Annotated in this window: 16 protein-coding genes; 7 read left to right on the forward strand and 9 right to left on the reverse strand. The window is 62.6% G+C overall.

Going from position 1 to position 19,022, the window contains the following annotated elements; genetic code table 11:
• Positions 1 to 20: 20 nt before the first annotated feature.
• From PQQ96_RS23105 to PQQ96_RS23140, 8 genes are all read right to left on the reverse strand, one after another.
• Positions 21 to 1,226: an LLM class flavin-dependent oxidoreductase gene (locus tag PQQ96_RS23105; RefSeq protein ID WP_408297067.1), complete on the reverse strand. Its 1,206-nt coding sequence runs from the start codon at positions 1,224 to 1,226 to the stop codon at positions 21 to 23.
• A gap of 312 nt (positions 1,227 to 1,538) precedes the next feature.
• Complete coding sequence (locus PQQ96_RS23110; protein ID WP_408297003.1) at positions 1,539 to 2,780, reverse strand: SfnB family sulfur acquisition oxidoreductase; 1,242 nt, start codon at positions 2,778 to 2,780, stop codon at positions 1,539 to 1,541.
• 47 nt (positions 2,781 to 2,827) lie between these two features.
• Positions 2,828 to 3,775 (reverse strand): TauD/TfdA dioxygenase family protein, encoded by a 948-nt coding sequence (locus tag PQQ96_RS23115; RefSeq protein ID WP_408297005.1) that lies wholly within the window; start codon positions 3,773 to 3,775, stop codon positions 2,828 to 2,830.
• A gap of 32 nt (positions 3,776 to 3,807) precedes the next feature.
• Positions 3,808 to 5,184 carry an LLM class flavin-dependent oxidoreductase gene (locus tag PQQ96_RS23120; protein WP_408297007.1) on the reverse strand — a complete coding sequence of 459 codons (1,377 nt, stop codon included), beginning with the start codon at positions 5,182 to 5,184 and terminating at the stop codon, positions 3,808 to 3,810.
• A gap of 46 nt (positions 5,185 to 5,230) precedes the next feature.
• Positions 5,231 to 6,097, reverse strand: a complete 867-nt coding sequence (locus PQQ96_RS23125; RefSeq protein WP_408297009.1) for an ABC transporter ATP-binding protein — start codon at positions 6,095 to 6,097, stop codon at positions 5,231 to 5,233.
• Positions 6,098 to 6,161: 64 nt separating this feature from the next.
• Positions 6,162 to 7,043, reverse strand: coding sequence for an ABC transporter permease (locus PQQ96_RS23130; protein WP_408297011.1), 882 nt, complete (start codon positions 7,041 to 7,043; stop codon positions 6,162 to 6,164).
• Between the two features lie 42 nt (positions 7,044 to 7,085).
• On the reverse strand, positions 7,086 to 7,940 hold the full coding sequence (locus PQQ96_RS23135; protein WP_408297013.1) for an ABC transporter permease: 855 nt from the start codon (positions 7,938 to 7,940) through the stop codon (positions 7,086 to 7,088).
• Between the two features lie 16 nt (positions 7,941 to 7,956).
• Positions 7,957 to 9,024 (reverse strand): ABC transporter substrate-binding protein, encoded by a 1,068-nt coding sequence (locus PQQ96_RS23140; RefSeq protein WP_408297015.1) that lies wholly within the window; start codon positions 9,022 to 9,024, stop codon positions 7,957 to 7,959.
• Between the two features lie 277 nt (positions 9,025 to 9,301).
• Here PQQ96_RS23140 and PQQ96_RS23145 point away from each other — a divergent pair, with 277 nt between their 5' ends.
• From PQQ96_RS23145 to PQQ96_RS23175, 7 genes are all read left to right on the forward strand, one after another.
• The gene (locus tag PQQ96_RS23145) at positions 9,302 to 10,801 is read left to right on the forward strand and encodes an MFS transporter (protein WP_408297017.1); all 1,500 of its coding nucleotides are present in this window, start codon (positions 9,302 to 9,304) and stop codon (positions 10,799 to 10,801) included.
• Between the two features lie 236 nt (positions 10,802 to 11,037).
• Positions 11,038 to 12,486 (forward strand): SidA/IucD/PvdA family monooxygenase, encoded by a 1,449-nt coding sequence (locus PQQ96_RS23150; protein ID WP_408297019.1) that lies wholly within the window; start codon positions 11,038 to 11,040, stop codon positions 12,484 to 12,486.
• Between the two features lie 60 nt (positions 12,487 to 12,546).
• Positions 12,547 to 13,605, forward strand: coding sequence for an ABC transporter permease (locus PQQ96_RS23155; RefSeq protein ID WP_408297020.1), 1,059 nt, complete (start codon positions 12,547 to 12,549; stop codon positions 13,603 to 13,605).
• Positions 13,599 to 14,429, forward strand: coding sequence for an ABC transporter ATP-binding protein (locus tag PQQ96_RS23160; protein ID WP_408297021.1), 831 nt, complete (start codon positions 13,599 to 13,601; stop codon positions 14,427 to 14,429). The genes PQQ96_RS23155 and PQQ96_RS23160 overlap by 7 nt, the downstream gene beginning before the upstream one ends.
• A gap of 41 nt (positions 14,430 to 14,470) precedes the next feature.
• Complete coding sequence (locus tag PQQ96_RS23165; protein WP_408297022.1) at positions 14,471 to 15,511, forward strand: ABC transporter substrate-binding protein; 1,041 nt, start codon at positions 14,471 to 14,473, stop codon at positions 15,509 to 15,511.
• A gap of 116 nt (positions 15,512 to 15,627) precedes the next feature.
• Positions 15,628 to 16,896 (forward strand): sulfite dehydrogenase, encoded by a 1,269-nt coding sequence (gene soxC, locus PQQ96_RS23170; protein WP_408297024.1) that lies wholly within the window; start codon positions 15,628 to 15,630, stop codon positions 16,894 to 16,896.
• A complete protein-coding gene (locus tag PQQ96_RS23175) occupies positions 16,889 to 17,467 on the forward strand; it encodes a c-type cytochrome (RefSeq protein ID WP_408297026.1) in 579 nt (192 codons plus the stop codon). Before soxC ends, PQQ96_RS23175 begins: the two co-directional genes overlap by 8 nt.
• Positions 17,468 to 17,662: 195 nt before the next feature.
• On the opposite strand, the gene PQQ96_RS23180 is transcribed toward PQQ96_RS23175, so the two are convergent.
• Complete coding sequence (locus tag PQQ96_RS23180; RefSeq protein WP_408297028.1) at positions 17,663 to 18,589, reverse strand: LysR family transcriptional regulator; 927 nt, start codon at positions 18,587 to 18,589, stop codon at positions 17,663 to 17,665.
• Positions 18,590 to 19,022 lie beyond the last annotated feature (433 nt).

The following is a 19,022-nucleotide window of genomic DNA, read 5'->3' on the forward strand; positions in this document are numbered from 1 at the left end:
CCTTGTTGTTTTGAGTGCCATCAGTACCGCAAGCCGGCTTCGCGCAAGAGTGGCAGCACGCGCTCACCGAAGAAATCGAGGTCCGGCTGAAAATCGAAGAAGCTCAATTGCACGCCGTCGACACCCGCCTGATGCAAACGCACGATGTAATCGGCAATCTGCTGCGGCGAGCCGACGATCGAGATGTTGCCGCCCACTGCGCGCGAGGCCGCTTGGCTGCGCTGTTCCGCGTTGCCCCGCCATGCATGGGCGTCGCTATCGAAGCGATGGAAACTGCCTTCGTCGCCGTGCGCGACGATCGCGTCGTGATATGCGCGTGCTTCTGCCTCTGTCTCGCGGCAGATCACCATCGGATTGATCAGCGTACGGATCTTGCGGCCGTGCTTCGCTGCCGCGGCCTTCACGCGCGCCGTGTGAGCGGGCAACGCGGTCAATGCACCTTCGATCTCCGAGCCGGCGGGGCTCGTGATGAACACGATGTCCGAGTAACGGGCGGCGAAGTCGATGCCGGCATCGGAGCCGGTCGCATTCACGAGTAAGGGACGCCCATAACGCGGTTTCGGCGTGACAAAGGCCTTGTCCAGTTTCCACGAGGAGAGTTCGGGCGCGAAGCTGAAGTTCTCCGGTTGCGCCCACAGTTGCTGAACGGCGTCGAGAAACTCGGCAGCGAGTTCGTAGCGCCGGTCATGTTCGATACGGTGCCAGCCGAACATTTCATGCTCGATAGCACGATGACCGGTGACGACGTTGATGCCCCAACGACCTTTCGAAATGTGATCGAGTGTCGCGGTGAACTTGGCGAAATGCAGCGGATGCCACGGGCCGTAAAGCACATGGCTGGTCGCCACCAGAATGATGCGTTCGGTACGCGCGGTCATCGCGGCGAGCGACATGAACGAATCGAGCGCCTCACCGTTGAATACGCCGCCGTAGCCGCCTTTCGGCAACCATTGCGACAACGCGAAGACGAGATCGAAGCCGAACGCTTCGGCCTTTTGCACGAGTGCCAGGTTGTAGTCGAATGACCAGTCGGTGCTGCGGGGGAGCGTCGAGGCGCTCCAGCCGCCTGCCTGGATCGGCAGGAACAGTCCGAGCAGCAGGGGCTCCTCCAATGCGCGTGATACCGGGCTATCGGCGAACGTGGCAGGCGAGCGAACGGGAACGAAGGGTGAGGCGTCACGCGTCGCGTCGGCGGAAGTCGTGGGCGCGGCCGAGGACGCAGCCAGAGTTGAATGAGTCACAGTGAGTATCCGTGCCGATCGGCATGAAAGGGCGTGTGTTCGATGAAGCCGCCTCGGAAATCGCTGCGCGCGAGTCAGTCAACAGCTGGCGCGCACGATGCGAGGACTTAAGTGTCTGCAGTAAATCACGCGAGAGTTGGCGATGCCAAACAACTAATTCTGCTATTTATTCGAGGTGCAAACCATGCGGCGCTATGCGCGCTGTAACGTGATTGCCGCGCGCCATAACGCCGATTCCGCTTCGCGGTTCGTGACGATGCCGGCCGATCGGGTCTTCGTATTTCCGGCTACGGGTGGTCAGGTCTGTCCGCTATTTGGCGGTCTGACGCCGTTGAGATAGAAATTGCCGACGGCGGCGTATTTCCAGCGCACCGGATCATGCAGCGTGTGAACGCGTGCATTGCGCCAATGCCGGTCGAGATTGAACGACGGATGCGTCGAGCGTGTGCCCGCCAGTTCGAACAGCTTGTTGCTAGCCTCGATGGCGATTTCCGTCGTCAACGCCTTAGCCTCGGCAACGGCGATCGAGGCCTTCGCAATCGAATCGGGCTGGGGGGCGGCGAGGCATCGGTCGATCTCGCGGCCGGCGCGGTCCATCATCGCTTCGGCCGCGTGCAGTTTGGTCTTCAATTCGCCCAACTGGAAGACGACATAGGGATCGGAGTGAATCGGTCCTGTCGGCGGGGTGAAAGGGGTTGACGCGCGCTGCCGGATAAAGGCGATCGTCGCGTCGATTGCCGCGCGTGCGATACCCGCATCGATACCGACGTGACTGATCTGTGTGATGGCGTTTTGCGGCCATTCTTCGTAGCTTCGGTAGATCGGCAGGACGTTGAGGGAGGGTACCCATACGTTATCGAAGGTGACCGTTCCGCTCGCGGTGGTCTTCTGACCGAAACTCTCCCAGTCGTCGACGATGTTGATGCCCGGATGGCCAGCAGGCACGATCGCCACGATGCGGCGGCCTAGTTCATCCTGACCGATGGTCGAGACGTAGTCGGCAAACAATGCGCCGGTTGCATAGAGCTTGCGGCCGGACAGGCGGTAGCCATCGCCGTCCGGCGTAATGCTCATTCTGGGGCCGGGAACCGGCTGAGGACCCGCATCGACATTGGCGTTGCCGAAGCGCGCACCTCGGAGGATCGCACCGAGAAAATGGGCGCGTTGTTGTTCGGTGCCGGTTTTCCAGAGCCAGAACACGGCGCTGTTGTGGTTCTGCTGGATTTGCGCGATCGACGGATCGGCCGCGGCAAGAATCGCGAACACGCGCCCGACCGTGACATAGGAGACCTGGGCGCCGCCGTAGGCCCTGGGCACGGTCATCGCCCAAAGCCCCGCTTGCGAACAGGCATCCAGTTCCTCGAACGGTAACGTGCGTTCCAGATCGCGGCGCGCGGCATCCACGGCGAAGCGGTTGGCGAGATTCTGCGCGACGCCGATCGCCTCATCGTCGGATGTGATGATGTGCGCGGGGGGATAGGAGCGAGGTGCGGCCGCCGTGTTGTCGGCGGCCGCAACGGGTGCGGCCTGCAGAGTCATCAGTAGCTCCGGGAGACCCGGTAGGGAGGGGATTAGGGGCGTCGTACTCAGTTCAACGCGACTGCCGCGGCGGCACTCACCGGCGAGCCTTCGATCGCCACCGACTGTGCACCGTCCGGCCCAACGGGCACGTCGCCGACCAGCGTCGTGCGATACAGTTGCCGGTCGAAGTCGAGATCGAAAATATCGGTGGGCGCGAGGTGAGCCGTGGCGCGGTTGTCCCAGAAGGCGACGCTGCCTGCCTCCCATTTGAAGCGCACGGTGAACTCGGGCCGTGTCGCATGTTCCCAGAGCAGTTCGAGCAGCACCTGGCTTTCGCGTGGCGTCACGCCGACGATCGATTTCAGGAAACTCGGGCTGACATAGAGCGCCCGTTCACCGGTTTCCGGATGCACTCTGACGAGCGGGTGTTCGGTGACGAGAATGCGTTGCTCGACGGCTTTGACGAACGCATCCGTTCCGCTTGCGCCGGGTGGGGGCGTGAAGCGATGCAGCCCTCGCAGGCCGTCGACAAAGCTGCGCAAAGGAGAGGAAAGCTTCTGATAGGCAGCCACCAGACTGGTCCATTGCGTATCGCCGCCGTACGGCGGAATCGTCACGCCGCGCAGGATCGACGCCCAGGGCGGATTGACTGCGGCTGTCACGTCCGTATGCCAACCGGTCCATGGGCGTTGCAGCGCTTGTCCCTCGAAACGCGTCGCCTTGCGGTACTTCGAGATCGAATAGACCTCCGGATAACCGTCGACGTGGCCGAACACCGGATGTCCCAAGGTCAGCTCGCCGAACTGCGCCGAGAACGCGACGTGCTGCTCGTGCGTCAGGAACTGTTCGCGAAAGAACACGACACGCCATTTCAGAAGCGCCGCACGAATCTCCGCGACCTGGCGTGCGTCCAGTTTCTGCGTGAGATCGACACCGTGAATTTCAGCGCCGATATGCGCGGAAAGTGGGTTGACCTGAATCGACTGTGTTTCCTGCAATGCGGCTGCGCTCATGCGAGACTCCTGACGAAAGAGAACGTGTTGCGTCAATATCCGGCCACGGCGGGCACCTGGTTTGTCACGGCGGTATAGCGGTTGGCAGGTCGCGGCAGCCCGAGATTTTCGCGCAGCGTGCGCCCCTCGTATTCGGTGCGGAAAAGCCCACGCCGTTGCAACTCCGGCACCACCAGGTCGGCGAACTCGGTCAACCCGCCGGGCAACCATGGCGACATGATGTTGAAACCATCGGCGCCTTCTTCTTCGAACCACTGTTGCAACTGGTCTGCGATGCTTTGCGGCGTGCCGACCACCTGCTGATGGCCGCGCGCACCGGCAATGCGCAGATACAGATCGCGAATGGTCAGGTTCTCGCGCCGCGCGAGATCGAACAGCAGGCGTTGGCGGCTCTTGCCGCCGTTGGTTTCCGGCAATTCGGGCAGCGGCCCGTCGACGGGGTACTGGGACAGGTCCACGCCGCCCGACATGTTCGATAGCAGCGACAGACCGACAGTCGGATGAATCAGGTCCTGCAGCGCGGCGAATTTCGCGTCGGCCTCTTCCTGCGTGCGGCCGATAATCGGAAAAATGCCCGGCATGATCTTCAGATTATCCGGCGCGCGGCCGTATTTTGCGAGACGGCCCTTGATGTCGCGATAGAACGACTGTGCTTCGTCGAGCGTCTGATGCGCAACGAAGATCACCTCTGCGGTTTGCGCCGCGAGGTCACGTCCGGCCTCCGACGCGCCGGCCTGCACAACCACCGGCCAGCCCTGCGGCGAACGCGCGACGTTCAGCGGCCCGCGCACCTTGAAGTGCTTGCCGGCGTGGCCGAGCACGTGCAGCTTGTCCGGGTCGAAGTAGACGCCGCTTTCCTTGTCGCGGATAAACGCATCGTCTTCCCAGCTATCCCATAGGCCTGCCACCACATCGTAGAACTCGCGCGCGCGTTCATAGCGGACGGCGTGCTCCGGGTGGCGTTCGAAACTGAAATTGAGTGCCTCGGATTCGGTGCTCGACGTGACGAGATTCCAGCCCGAACGCCCGCCGCTCAGATGATCGAGTGAGGCGAATTTGCGCGCCAGGTTGTACGGCTCGTTGAACGTGGTGGAGACTGTCGCGATCAGGCCGACGTGTTTCGTCACGACCGAAAGCGCGGACAGCAGCGTCAACGGTTCGAAGTGATCGGCGCGCGCGGTGCGGGATAGCGCGGGCAGATTCGTGTCGCGTACGCTGACGCTGTCGGCGAAGAAAACCGCGTCGAATTTGGCGCGCTCCGCGATCTGTGCAAGTTCCGCATAGTGTGCGAAGTCGAGTCCGCCGCTTGCGTGCGCATCCGGGTGTCGCCATGCGGCGATATGGTGGCCTGTCTCCATCAGGAAAGCGCCCAGTTTGATCTGCCGCTTCTGCTGATTTTCACCGCTCATCGTTTGCTCCGTGAAGGGTTTGTATGTATGGGGATTGCGGCGGACGTCACCACGCGAGCCGCCATTCCGTGATCGGGGGACTCGCCACTGGAATGCGCGTGCCACCGGGTGGCGTATCGTCCCCACGAGCTCCGCGGCGCTCGCCGTCCTGTTCGGCGAAATCGGCCAGCACTTCGTCGCGCAAACGAATGAAACGGGGATCGTTGCGCTCGCGTGGACGCGGCAAGGCGACGTCGACGATCCGTTTGATGCGGCCCGGCCGTGGCGCCATCGTGACAACGCGGTCGCCGAGGTAGAGCGCTTCATCCACGTCGTGCGTGACCAGAATCATCGTGATGCGTTCGTGTTTCCAGATGCGTTGCAATTCGTTTTGCAAGCGGCCGCGCGTGAGTGCATCGAGAGCGCCGAACGGTTCGTCGAGCAGCAGCACGCGCGGGCGGTTCACGAGACCGCGCGCGATCGCCACGCGCTGCGCCATGCCGCCCGACAACTGATGCGGATACGCATTTTCGAAGCCGTTCAGGCCGACGAGTTCGATGTGCTGCGCGACCGCGTCGCGTTTTTCGCGCGCCGACAGTGGCGCGTTACGCAGCGCGGCGAGAATGTTTTGCGACGCGGTGAGCCATGGAAACAGGCGGTGATCCTGAAACACGATCCCACGTTCGAGCGACGTATCGCGGACCTTCTCTCCGGCGACGACGATATCGCCGGTGTAGTCGGTATCCAGTCCCGCGATCAGCCGCAGCAGGGTCGACTTGCCGCAACCGCTCGATCCGAGCACGCTGACGAATTCGCCGGGACGCACCCGCAGGCTGATGTCGTCGAGTACCGCGAGCGACGCACCGCCTTGCTGCGCATAGCGCTTGCTGACGTGGAGAATGTCGATGCTTTCGGAAAGGGCGGAAGAAGCCATGAGCGGACCTTGATCTGGTTTCAGTGCAAATTCAGTGCGTAGTCGATGACTATCGGATGCGTGTTTATCGCGCGGCCACCTGCGAACGGCGTGCAAAGATCGCCCGTTCCATCGTGCGCGCCAGCGCGTTCAACGCCCAACCGGTGACACCGATCACGATCACGCCGAACAGCACGAGATCCATGCGGAACTGCTCGCTGCCGTCGATCAGCGTGTTACCGATGCCGCTGCCGGCGACCAGCAGATATTCGGCGCCGAGCGTGGCGAGCCACGAATAGATCAGTGCGAGGTAGATGCCTGTGAAGATCGACGGCAACGCGGCCGGCAGAATCACGGCGCGGATGAGTTGCCATCGTGTGTAACGAAACGCGCGCGCGACTTCGATATAGGCGCGCGGTACCGCATGAATACCGTCGCACGTATGGGCTGCGACCGGCAGCAACGCGGCGAGTGAGAGGAACACGACTTTTGCCGCATCGCCGAGACCGAACCACACTGAGATCAAGGGGATCCACGCGAACAGCGAGATCTGCTTGAACGTGTCGAAGCTCGGGCCGATCATGCGTGTGGCGAGCCGCGAGAAGCCGAGCACGCTGCCGAGCAGCAGGCCGGCTAACGTGCCAATCACGAAGCCGCTCGCTTCGCGAGCAAGCGATGCGGAGAGGGCCTTGAGCAGCGCGCCGCTGACGATCTGCTGCCAGGCGGTGGCCAGCACCTGCGCGGGGCTGACCAGCAAGCCGCTTTTGACCACGTGCGCCTCCGAGACGGCCCACCAGATTGCAATGGCGACGATCGGCAAGACAGCGCCGCGCCAGTCGACGCGTGCGAGCAGCGGCCTGCGCGGCCGAGCCGCGCGCTGGAAGGAGGCGGGAACGTTGCCGCAGTCACAGGACGCATCGGCCGGCTGCTTCGATCCGGCGGGGCGCTTGAACGGAGCAAGACTCATCGTAAAGACCTCATAAGCGGAGCGTGGCAGCGATTCGCGCCATTACTCGCGAAACGCAGACGGTTGACCGCGTCGCAAACGCGCTTCGAGTGCGTCGAGTGCACGATTCATCGCGTAACCGATGGCACCGACCACGACCACCGACGCCATCACCAGGTCGAGCTGAAACAACTGCCGCCCGTAGACGATCAGATAGCCGAGCCCTTCGGACGACGCCACCAGTTCGACTACTACCAGTGCGAGCCAGGCCTTGGTGAAGGCGAGCCGCACGCCGGTGGCAAGCGTCGGCACGGCAGCGGGCAGGACAAGATAGAAAATTCTTTGCCAGCCGTTGTATTCGAATACGCGTGCGACCTCATCGAGCGAGGCGGGTGTCTGGCGGAATCCTTGCAGCGTGCTCAACGTCACAGGAACGAGCGCGGCATGCGCGATCAGAATGTATTTAAGTGGCTCGCCGACCCCGACGAGCAGCAGCAGAAACGGCAGCCAGCCGAGCACCGGGATCTGCACGATCGCATTGAAGCTTGGCAACACGTAGGCTTCGAAAGTGCGCGACAGACCGAGCGCCGCGCCCAGCACAAAACCGAGCAAGGTGCCCGCAGCGAAGCCGAGCAGCACGCGTTGCAGACTGATCAGCGTGTTGCTTGCGAGATCGCCGCTTCGCGCTAGCTCGACCAGGGTGTCGAACACACGCTCGGGCGGTGGCAGGATCTGCGGTGCAATCCAGCCGCGCTCGCAGCCCACCGCCCACAAGGCGAGCAGGACCGCGGGCAAGACCCACGGCGCGAGCCGCCAGGCGAGGGCGCGCAATCGCGCATTGCGATAGAGCGGCGTGCGAGGCGCTGCGGCAGCGTGGCCGAGCCGTTCGCGGTCGACATGGAGTGCGGTTTCGCTCATCGTGATCGCTCCCGTTTTAGCTGAGCGGCTTGCCGGCAGCGTCGTAGCGCGTCCAGTAGTGGTCGAGTTTTTGTGCGCGCAACGCGTTGTCGAGATACTTTGTCTCGAACCAGCTATCGACCTCGACCGGTTGACGGATCAGTTTGAGTTTCAGCGCATCCGCCGCGACCGCTTTATAGCGCGCGACGATGAACGGGTCGATCAAGGGCGAGTTACGTTCTTTCAGACTTTGATTCGCATACTCGGCCTGCCACGAGGAATAGGGCACGCCGCTTTTGGCCCACAGCTTGAAGAGCGCATCGCGGTTCGCTTCATCGGACGACCATTGCGCGCCCTGGACGAACACGTTGACGACGCGTTGCACGATATCCGGATGCGCGTGATCGAAATCGTCGAGCACCAGCAGATGCGCTTGACGCGTGAACTGCGGCCCGTCGTTCTGCGATTCGTAGACGATTTTCGCGAGACCCTGATCGCGCAGCTTGTACAGGTGGTAGTCGTTGAACGACGCGTCGATTCCCTTGGACGCCAGCGCGGCGAGCGAGCTGGCGGTGTCGAGGTTGATCACGCGGAGATCGCGTTCGTCGAGCTGATTAGCGGCGAGCGCGTTGTCGGCGACGAGTTGCAGATTGGTGCCGCGAAAGATCGAGACGCGCCGGCCTTTAAGGTCTTTTATCGAGCGGACGTCCGAATCCGGCGGCACTGCAATCTTGATACCGGTGCGCACGCCCGAGGCAAGCAGCAGGTGGGTTTTCAGCCCGTTGGCGCGGGCCAGCACCGCGGGCAGGTCGCCCTGGAAGGCGAAGTCGAGCGATTTATCGGCGATTGCTTCGTTGACTGCGGGGCCGGCGCCTTTGAAGAACAGCCATTCCACCTTGATGCCGTCGGCGGCGAATTCTTTTTCGAGCGACTGCTGCAATTGCACGGTTGCGGCTGGCGATCCGCCAAAGGAAGGGGGATCGCCTGTGCCCTGCTGCGCGACGCCGATCCGGATCACCGTCGGCTTGTCCGCATAGGCGTGAACCGCGGCGAGCGACAGGGTCGCCACGGCGAAGAATGATTTCAGCAGACGAAAATAGCGCATGCGGCGATACCAGTCGAATGAAGGAAGTGGGGTGCGAATGCTTAGGCGGGGTGATAACCGGCACTACACGTTAGATTCGCCTGCGCTCGAATCCAACCAATCATTGCTGATAAGAAAATATGCAGTAGTTCGAACCACGCGACCTTGAAGGCGTCGCGCGGCACCAGTGTGGTGCAAGTGCGCGATTCCCGATTTGCATAGATAAATTCGTCGTTTTACCGACATGGATTGCATCGCTACCATGCGACGCTTCAGCCATTCATGCGAACGCGAGATCATGTCCACCGTTGCTTTTCCCTCTACCGTCGCCGAGCGGCAAGCGTCTGCCCGTGCCGCAGCGCCTCCCACCGTCATCCGTAGTGCTCAGGATGTTTCGCGCATCGTCAACGCAGGCGCCGCAAAGGGGAGTAATGCACGGATCGTGATTGCGATTGCCCTCGGTGGCGTCTTTCTCGATGCTTACGACCTGACGTCGCTCGCTTACGGGATCAAGGACATCGCGCGCCAGTTTTCGCTGTCGCCGGTTCAGGTGGGATTCGTCTCGTCGGCGATTACATTCGGCGCGATCCTGGGCGCACTGTTCGGTGGGTATCTGACTGATCGCATCGGCCGTTATCGAGTGTTTATGGCCGACATGCTGTTCTTCGTCGTTGCGGCGATCGCTGCGGGTCTCGCGCCGAATGCATGGGTGCTCGGTGGCGCACGCTTTCTAATGGGTTTCGGCGTCGGTCTCGATCTGCCGGTGGCGATGGCGTTTCTTGCCGAGTTCTCGCGGGTCGCGGGCAAGGGCAACAAGGCGGCCAGTGTCGCCGCGTGGTGCCCCGCATGGTATGCGGCCACGAGCACGTGCTATCTGCTGATACTCGGGCTGTATGCGATTCTGCCGGAGCATCAGCTTGGCTGGTTATGGCGTCTGACGCTCGCGTTCGGTGCGGTGCCGGCCATCGTGATCATTCTCGTGCGCAGCCGCTATATCAGCGAATCGCCTGTTTGGGCAGCGAATCAGGGCGATCTCGACGAAGCCGCTCGCATTCTGAAGCGCTCATACGGCGTCGATGCGGTAGTTGAACGAAGCGCGACGCCGGTCAAGGCGCCGCGCACGGCATCGTGGCGTAACTACGGCGTGCTGTTCAACGCGACTTACCGGCGCCGCACGATTCTTGCTGCGGTGATCGGCAGTGCCTCTTCGTTCGGCTACAACGCGATCATCTTCGGCCTGCCGGTGATCATTACCAGCTTCTTTCATCAGGGGCCGCTCACGACGATCATCGCCGCGCTCGCGCTGAATCTGGCCTTTGCGTTCGTGGGTGGGCTGATCGGCGTGTACACCGCGCCGACCGTCGGTGCGTGGAAGATGACGGTGCTCGGGCACGCGCTGCAGTTCGCCTCGCTGATCGGGCTCGCGCTGATCGGCAAACCGGGCAGCGGCGCGCTCGTCGTGGTTGCGATCCTGTTGCTCGGCGGCTATCTGTTCGGGCAAGGTTTCGGACCGGGCTCCCATTCGATGACATATGCGTCGCTCAGCTACCCGACCTCGCTGCGCGGAATCGGCGTGGGTTTCAATCAGACGTTGGTGCGTTCCGCGTCGACGGTCTCGCTGTTTCTGTTCCCGGTTCTGGCCGCTGCATTCGGTACGAAGGTCTTCTGGGTGATCGCGATCGCACCGCTGAGCTCGTTGCTCGTGCTGTTGGCGATCCGCTGGGAGCCGTCGGGTTATGACATCGACGCCGAAGACTACGAGGAGCCGCAGGTCAGGGCAAACGCGGCGCCGGTCTAGCGTAGTCAACGATTGCTAGCTGCGCGCTCGACCCATGGCAGCGTGACGTGACAGGTGCTGGCCCGTTCGCCGACGCTTTGCCTAACTGACGTGACGCGCCACAAAACAAATAAGCAAAGCGAAATTTGTTGGTTTGGGTAAGCCTGCGGCGCCGCGATACTTGATTATCCGATGGCCGTGCCATCCGAATTCGACGTATCCGCCTGCCGTTCAACTTCCTGGCCGAATCCGACACCATGACGCAATTGACTCACCCCGATCAGCATGCGCTCGACACACTGCGGCTGCTCGGCCCGGCACCTGAGAACTGGGTCCCAGCGCGCGAGGGCATTGACCACAACGTGGTGATCGTCGGCGGCGGACAAACCGGCGCGGCGTTCGCCTTCGCACTGAGGCGCGCCGGCATCGGTCAGGTCAGTGTGATCGACGCCGCACCTGACGAAGGCCAATCGGGTGTCTGGTTGAATCGCGCCCGTATGAACAAACTCCGCACGCCGAAGTCATTGGTGGGTCCGGAGGTGGGGCTGCCGGGACTGAGCTTTCAGGCGTGGTATGAAGCGCGCTTCGGCGCCGCATCGTATGCGGACATCGACCGGATTCCACGCACGCGCTGGGCGGAATACCTTGCGTGGTACCGGCATTTCCTCGAGATTCCGATTCGCTATGGCACACGGCTCACGCGGATCGAACCCGCGGGTGAGCATTTTCGTTTGCATCTGGAAGTGCGCGACGGCGCCACGGTTCGGAGCGTCGTGGAGACGGCGCGCAAGATCGTCCTCGGCAACGGTGTAGCAGGCAATGGCGGTCCGAACATTCCCAATGTGCTGAAAAGCCTTCCGCCGACACTGCTTGCCCACACCTCCGAGGCGATCGACTTTGCGGCGCTGCGCGGCAAATCCGTGGCGGTGATCGGTGGCGCGGCATCCGCATTCGATGCCGCGGGAACGGCGCTTGACGCCGGAGCAGGACAGGTGCATCTGTTCGCGCGGCGCGAGCGGATTGCGTCGGTGCCGGTGACCCGCGCACGCGCCTATCCCGGTGCATACGACAACTATTTCCATTTGCCTGACGCGATTCGCTGGTCGCAGGCGCGGCGCTTCCGCCGTGCCGGTTCGACGCCGCCCATCGACGCCGTGGAGCGCGTTACACGCTTTCCGAACTTTCATCTGCATCCCGGTGCTCAGTGGTCGCACGCCAGCGTGAGAGACGGGCGCATCGAGACGGATGTGACGGGGGAGTCGTTTGCGTTCGATTTCGTCATTGCCGGCACGGGCTACGTCGTCGATCCTGCGATCCGGCCGGAACTGGCGCAGATCGCCGGGCATATCCGCCTTTGGCGCGACCAATACGTGCCTGCCGCAAGCGATAGCGACGAAGCGCTTGGTTCCCATCCGTATCTCGGCGCCGCGCTCGAATACCTCGAGAAGGTCGAGGGCGACGCACCTTATCTGAAGCATATCCACGTCTACAACCCGGCGGCCTTCGTCAGCTTCGGATTGCCGGTTGGCGACGTGCCGAGCATGAAGCGCGACATTCCCGCCGTCGTGCAGCGAATCAGCCGCGATCTGTTTCTCGCCGATCTGGACGCGCATGAAGCGCGCATTCATGGCGACATTGCTGCCGATTTCGACGAATCAATCTACGCACAGCGCGTCTGGCAGCGCGACAGGGTCGACGCCGTTTGAGGTGGGCCACGAGAAGCACGCGGTCACGATAACGCTACAAAGCAGGAGGCTGGAACCGCTATGTCCACTCAGTTCGAATCGATCTCGACACGCGCCCCGGCCATCGGCGCGGACCCGGATGACGTCAATCGCGCTCCAACACGGCGTGGGTTTTCACGCGGCGTTCTGACTGCGGGCCTCGCTGCGATAGCGTGGTTCGGCAGCGTGGCGCTGACCGAATGGTGGCGAAGTGCGGACGACTGGCCGTACACGAAAGAATTCATCGCGCTCAAACTGGTGCTCGCGGCATTCGCTGTCGCGACGGCGGTCGCGGGATGGCGCAACCCGTCCACCCAGGCGACGACGCCCACGCGCACCAGCGCATGGCTTGGGGCCATGCCGTGGCTGCTCGCGCTGGCGCTTGGCGTGAGCGCATGGGAAGTCGTGACAGCGCAACTCGAATGGCTGCCGCGGCCCTTCTTCGCGCCACCGCAAGCGCTAATCGGCGTCTATGCCGACGACTACCCGCGGCTGGGTTCGAGCGTCGTGCATTCGTTTGGACTACTCGCCTATGGCTACGTGCTGGGCGCGGCTGCGGGTTTCGTGACGGGCGTGAGCATCGGCTGGTCACAAGCGGTGAGCTACTGGGTCCATCCGGTCCTGCGGTTGATCGGACCGCTACCGGCTACCGCGTGGTTGCCGCTGGCGTTCTTCTTCTTTCCATCGAGCTTTAGCGCCAGTGTGTTCCTGATCGCGCTGGCGACGGCTTTTCCGGTTGCCGTTCTGACGTGGTCGGGTGTGGCCGGCGTCAACTCGGCCTACTACGACATCGCACGCACGCTCGGCGCGAGACCCGGTTTTCTGATCCTGCGTGTGGCGATTCCCGCGGCGCTGCCGTCGGTGTTCGTCGGCCTGTTCATGGGGCTTGGCGCATCGTTCTCGGTGTTGATCGTCGCGGAGATGATGGGCGTGAAGGCGGGACTCGGCTGGTACCTGCAATGGGCACAGGGCTGGGCGGCCTATTCGAATATGTATGCTGCGCTGCTCGTGATGGCGCTGATGTGCTCGGGTCTGATCACGTTGCTGTTCCGCCTGCGTGACCGCTTGCTGGCGTGGCAAAAAGGATTGCTCAAATGGTAGCCGTACCCGAAGTGCTGAATCAGACCGCCGCCGCGGCGCCGGTTCGTGATGGCGCGCGCATCGACGTGCGTCACGTCAGCCATCAATTTTCGTTGCACGGCGCGGCATTGCCGGTGCTGCAGGACGTTAGTTTCGCGGTCGAGCCGGGCGAGTTCGTCGCGCTTCTTGGCCCGAGCGGCTGTGGGAAGTCCACCTTGCTGCGTCTTGTAGCGGGGCTCGACACGCCGACCCAGGGCAGCGTGCAGGCCGATGGCGTGGCGATTACGGGCCCTGATCCATCGCGCGTGGTGGTGTTCCAGGATCCGACCTTGTATCCGTGGCGCACGGTGCGCGGCAACGTCGGGATCGGTCCGCAGGCGCAGCGCAGACGCTTTGCGCGGCGTAACGGTCCGCAAGAGGAACGCGTGAACCAGCGGATCGACGCCGCACTGAAACTGGTCGGTCTCAGTGAATTCGCGGAAGCGTTTCCGCATCAACTGTCGGGTGGCATGGCGCAGCGCGTCGCGCTGGCCCGCGCGCTCGTCAACGATCCGGCGCTGCTGGTGTTGGACGAGCCGTTCGGCAAACTCGACTCCCTCACACGGATCCGCATGCAGGGCGAACTGGCGCGGCTCTGGCAGGACGCGCGCTTTTCCGTGCTGCTGGTGACCCACGACGTGGAAGAGGCTCTGTTGCTCGCCAGGCGCGTGATCGTCTTCAGCGAGCGGCCGGCGCGCGTGGTCGCCGAAGTGCGCAACGACGCGCCGTATCCACGCCATCGCGACGATCCGAAACTGGTGGCGCTACGCCGTGAAGTGCTCGCCCAGCTCGGACTCGACACCTGAACGAATAGAACAATCGATAACGACCTGAGGAACAGTCAACCATGAATCCCTACGATGAATCTCCGCTGAGCGAGGCCCGCCGCGCGTGGTTGCGCAAGACGGCCTGGACCGCGGGCGCTGCGGCGCTCGGCGGTGCGTGGCTGGGTGTGTCGGGCTCGCTTGCTATTGCCCAATCGCCGCAGGCACCGCTCAAGCTGCTCAAGCTTTCCTGGAACGCGGGCGCGATCTGTACCGCGCCTGTGGCCGTTGCGGTGAAGCAGGGCTTTTTCGAGCGGCACGGCTTGCAGGTGGAACTCGTGAATTTTTCGGGTTCGACGGACCAGTTGCTTGAGGCGATCGCGACGGGCAAGTCGGATGCGGGTGTCGGCATGGCACTGCGCTGGATCAAACCGCTGGAGCAGGGCTTCGATGTGAAACTGACCGCGGGGATTCATGGCGGTTGCATGCGTTTGCTGGCCACGCGCGCGTCGGGCATCGTCGATGTGGCGGGATTGAAGGGCCGCACGATCGGCGTCAGCGATATGGCGAGTCCGACCAAAAATTTCTTCGCCATCGTGTTGAAGAAGATCGGCGTCGATCCGGAGCGCGATGTGAACTGGCGTCAGTATCCGGCGAATCTGTTGGGCGAGGCGCTGAAGAAAGGCGAAGTTCAGGCGATCGCGGATGGCGACCCGAACATCTGGACGATCCGCGAATCCGATCGCCTGGTGGAAGTGTCGAACAATCTGTGCGGCGAATATCAGACGCGTTCGTGCTGCGTGCTGGGCGTGCGCGGTTCGCTGGTCCGAAAGGACCGCGCTACCGCACAGGCCTTGACGCAGGCGTTGCTCGAAGCAACCGAGTGGACTGCCAATCATCCGGCCGATGCGGCGGCGATTTTCTCGGTCTATACGCCGTCTGCCGACGTGGGCCAATTGACGGCGATGCTCAAGAGCCATACCGATCGTCATCATCCGGTCGGCGAGGCGTTCAAGAAGGAGATCTCGCTGTATGCCGACGACCTGAAGGCGGTGGGCGTGCTCAACAGCGGGACCGATTCCAATCGTCTCGCGGATAGGGTGTTCTCGAACGTGCTGGCTTAACGGCGAACCCTGTCCGGCTGATATGCGGTCCGCGTCGATCGATAGTCGAATTTATCGTTTGGCCGTGACAGCAGGCATCGTTACGCTATTTGGCTTGCCTAAGATGCGCCGACGCCATGATGAACCCGCACAACTCTCCGCCGTCGCGCGGCCGCCGTCGACTCCTGGGGCGTCTGGCAGCCGGCGGCCTGGTTGCTTCCCACGCCGCCACTGCAAGCGAATTGCTCAAGCCCCTCACGGTGGCGCCATCGAGCCGTGTGCCGGGCGCGCCCATTCTCGAGCATCCGTACGGCGTGCCTTCGCTGCACGAGGCGGATGTCGTACGACGGAGCGCGCGTGCATGGCCGCTGCCTGGTGCGGCTTCTTCCATGACGCCGCTGGCCGATCTGCACGGCACGCTCACGCCGAATGGTTTGGTCTACGAACGTCATCACGGCGGGGTGCCCGACATCGATCCCGATCAGCATCGGCTGGCGATTCACGGCCTCGTGCGCAGCCCGAAGCTGTTCACGATGGACGACCTGCTGCGCCTGCCGTCCGAATCGCGAATCCATTTCCTCGAATGTTCCGGTAATACCAGCAACGAATGGAACGGCCCGAGCGGCCAGCCGGTGCAATTCACGCATGGTTTGCTGTCGTGCTGCGAATGGACCGGTGTGCGCTTATCTACTTTGCTGGAGGAGGTGGGCGGTGTAACGGCGTCCGGCAACGCAGCAGGCGGTGGCTGGTTGCTGGCGGAAGGCGCGGACGCTGCTGCGATGACGCGCAGTCTGCCGCTCGAACGGATACTCGACCGTGCGCTCGTGGTCTACGCGCAAAACGGCGAACGCCTGCGCCCAGAAAATGGTTATCCGTTGCGTCTGATCGTCCCCGGTTTTGAAGGCAATACGAACGTCAAGTGGCTGCGTCGGCTGAAGGTGGTCGATGCGCCGCTGCAAACGCGCGAGGAAACGTCGAAATACACCAGCCTGCTCGCGAACGGCACCGCGCGTCAGTTTGCGTTCGAGATGGACGCGAAATCGGTGATTACGCGGCCGTCACCAGGGCATCGCCTCACCACGCAAGGTTATTACCCGATTACCGGTCTGGCCTGGTCCGGACGCGGGACGATCCGCAAAGTGGAGGTGTCGACCGATGGCGGTGCGACGTGGCGTCTCGCCCGCCTTGACGGCGTGATCCGCGATCGCGCGCTCACGCGCTTTCAGGCGGACTGGCGTTGGGATGGTGGCGCCGCCGCGATTCTCTCGCGCGCCACCGATTCGACCGGCTATGTGCAACCGACGCGTGCCGAACTCGTGGCCGCGCGCGGTCTGAATTCGCAATACCACTACAACGCGATCCAGCAATGGCGCGTCGATGCCAGCGGTGAGGTGCGTAATGCGTGATGGCCGCTCGAAGCGTACGCCGGCGCGAGTGGTAATGGCCGCGTTGCTGCCGCTTACAGTGCTGGCATCATGTTCGTCGATCGCACCGGACGGGCCGAACGCCGGGGCGGCTCACGATATCGGCACGCCGCTTGCCGAGCAGGACCTTGCCCCCTGGAACATCGACGTCGCGCCGGATGGCCACGGCCTGCCTGCGGGCAGCGGCGATGTCGCCACCGGCGCGCATATATTTGCGGCGAAATGCGCGGCGTGCCACGGCGCGCAGGGCCAGGGCGGTCTCGGCGATCCGCTGGTAGGCGGGCAGGGCACGCTCGCGAGCGCGAAGCCGAAGCGCACCGTGGGCAGCTACTGGCCCTATGCGACAACGCTATTCGACTATATCCGCCGCGCGATGCCTTACAATGCGCCCGAATCGCTGTCCGCCGACGAGGTGTACGCGCTCAGCGCATTCTTGCTCAACCAGAACGGCATCGTGCCGGCGACTACGCGGCTCGACGCGGCCTCGCTGCCGCGTGTGGTGATGCCTAATCATGACGGCTTCGTGGCCGATCCGCGTCCGGGACGATTGTGAGGGTGAGGCGCTCGCGCTAATGTCCGTAGGGTCGTGGCCGCACTTTAAGTGTATGGGTTGAGTAGATGTCCATTGCCGGTCAAGTTTCCGGTGACAGGAGTGAGGGTCTTTCGCAATGTCGAGCGATTTCGTGGTCGTCTTGCGTTCCGTAGAGAAAGCTAAAAAGCGCAGTTCGGTGCTATCCGTTCAAGGTGACTAATCGATTTTCGCTTCAATTTCTGTTGCAGCGTAGTCTGCAAAGATAGACTCGGCTAGCGCTTTCGCCCGTGCCACAGCGGGTGAAAGCGTTCGCGCCGCGAGGGTCACTGAACCCAACCGGGCAGCACGTTCGAGAGGCGGATCCAGCGGTACTTCGACCAGTGCGCCGCGCTGAATCGCGCTTCGGAATACAGACCGGTTGCCAAATACGACCACCCTTGCGCCGACGGCCGCGGCTTCAACGTCGCGGAAATCATCGCTCCGGAATGAAATGACAGACGCGATGGACCGTTCGAAATACTCGCAAAGGTCAGCCATTGCCCACGGTGACAACTCAATGGAACCTATTCGGTGACTCAGAAGCTCGTCACGAGCCACGACCGATCGCGCTGCGAGGGGGTGGTCCGGGGCACAGAAAAATCCACTGGACCAGCGAGGCAGCGGACTTAGATGCAGATCGCTTCGGTCCTCCAGCAGCGCGATGTCTCCGAAGAATATGTCAACCTGCTCGTCAAGAAGCAGGCGCAACAGGGCATCCCGGCCACCTCTCTTTATGCTCACATGCACCCTGGGCGCATGCATCAGGAAATAGTCAAGGAGCGGCTGGGTCAACAGGATCGCGGGCGTTGCGCCGAGGCCGATCGATAGTTCGCCATATTCGCCGAGTTGCATGAGAGCAAGATCGCGTTGCAGCTCGTTCGCTTCCAGAACGATTCTGCGTGCTCTCTCCGTAAAAACCTTACCGAACGGCGTCAACGACACGCCGCTGGGACTGCGATCAAAAAGCGCAATGCCCAGTTCGGCCTCAATTGACTGAATGCTGCGAGACAACGCGGGCTGACTCAGGTTCACGTCGATGCTGGCGCGACTGAATGTCAGGTGTTGTGCCAGGCTCAACACATGACGAAGTTTCCGGATATCCACGAGTGTCTTTTACAAAGTAACGAAAGGTGTGAACTGGGCACTGCCGTGCAACTGACGACCGGGACGTCCTACCTTTCTGTCAATCCGACTGTGGTACATGGGCGCGTGCCACACAGGCTTGAGATCCCTGTCCCATGGTGAACATATATATCACGATACCGGCGAGCCACGAATCCGCGCTGGACCGAACGCTGGTTCGACGCGCGCCGCCCCAGGGGTAACTCCCTACGGGAACGCGACGCACACCTCGCGATGAGCTAATGCCCGTTGGACAAGGCTATGCGGACTGTGCATAGGCTGTCTGGATATTCGCATTGGCCACGCCCAATTTCTCCACATAGCATGCTTCACCAGAAAGGACGACATTCACGCCCTGCTCGCACGGACGCTGGCTAACACCGCGACCTGCCGAGCCGGGCATTCCTCAGAAAGA

This window comes from Paraburkholderia sediminicola (assembly GCF_046027825.1).
GTDB lineage: Bacteria > Pseudomonadota > Gammaproteobacteria > Burkholderiales > Burkholderiaceae > Paraburkholderia > Paraburkholderia sediminicola_D.

What these genes read in the sequence shown, in the direction of transcription:
- PQQ96_RS23110 (WP_408297003.1), bottom strand. Translation starts at nt 2,780, where the DNA reads ATGACTCTGCAGGCCGCACCCGTTGCGGCCGCCGACAACACGGCGGCC.
- PQQ96_RS23115 (WP_408297005.1), bottom strand. Translation starts at nt 3,775, where the DNA reads ATGAGCGCAGCCGCATTGCAGGAAACACAGTCGATTCAGGTCAACCCA.
- PQQ96_RS23120 (WP_408297007.1), bottom strand. Translation starts at nt 5,184, where the DNA reads ATGAGCGGTGAAAATCAGCAGAAGCGGCAGATCAAACTGGGCGCTTTC.
- PQQ96_RS23125 (WP_408297009.1), bottom strand. Translation starts at nt 6,097, where the DNA reads ATGGCTTCTTCCGCCCTTTCCGAAAGCATCGACATTCTCCACGTCAGC.
- PQQ96_RS23130 (WP_408297011.1), bottom strand. Translation starts at nt 7,043, where the DNA reads ATGAGTCTTGCTCCGTTCAAGCGCCCCGCCGGATCGAAGCAGCCGGCC.
- PQQ96_RS23135 (WP_408297013.1), bottom strand. Translation starts at nt 7,940, where the DNA reads ATGAGCGAAACCGCACTCCATGTCGACCGCGAACGGCTCGGCCACGCT.
- PQQ96_RS23140 (WP_408297015.1), bottom strand. Translation starts at nt 9,024, where the DNA reads ATGCGCTATTTTCGTCTGCTGAAATCATTCTTCGCCGTGGCGACCCTG.
- PQQ96_RS23145 (WP_408297017.1), top strand. Translation starts at nt 9,302, where the DNA reads ATGTCCACCGTTGCTTTTCCCTCTACCGTCGCCGAGCGGCAAGCGTCT.
- PQQ96_RS23150 (WP_408297019.1), top strand. Translation starts at nt 11,038, where the DNA reads ATGACGCAATTGACTCACCCCGATCAGCATGCGCTCGACACACTGCGG.
- PQQ96_RS23155 (WP_408297020.1), top strand. Translation starts at nt 12,547, where the DNA reads ATGTCCACTCAGTTCGAATCGATCTCGACACGCGCCCCGGCCATCGGC.
- PQQ96_RS23160 (WP_408297021.1), top strand. Translation starts at nt 13,599, where the DNA reads ATGGTAGCCGTACCCGAAGTGCTGAATCAGACCGCCGCCGCGGCGCCG.
- PQQ96_RS23165 (WP_408297022.1), top strand. Translation starts at nt 14,471, where the DNA reads ATGAATCCCTACGATGAATCTCCGCTGAGCGAGGCCCGCCGCGCGTGG.
- soxC (WP_408297024.1), top strand. Translation starts at nt 15,628, where the DNA reads ATGATGAACCCGCACAACTCTCCGCCGTCGCGCGGCCGCCGTCGACTC.
- PQQ96_RS23175 (WP_408297026.1), top strand. Translation starts at nt 16,889, where the DNA reads ATGCGTGATGGCCGCTCGAAGCGTACGCCGGCGCGAGTGGTAATGGCC.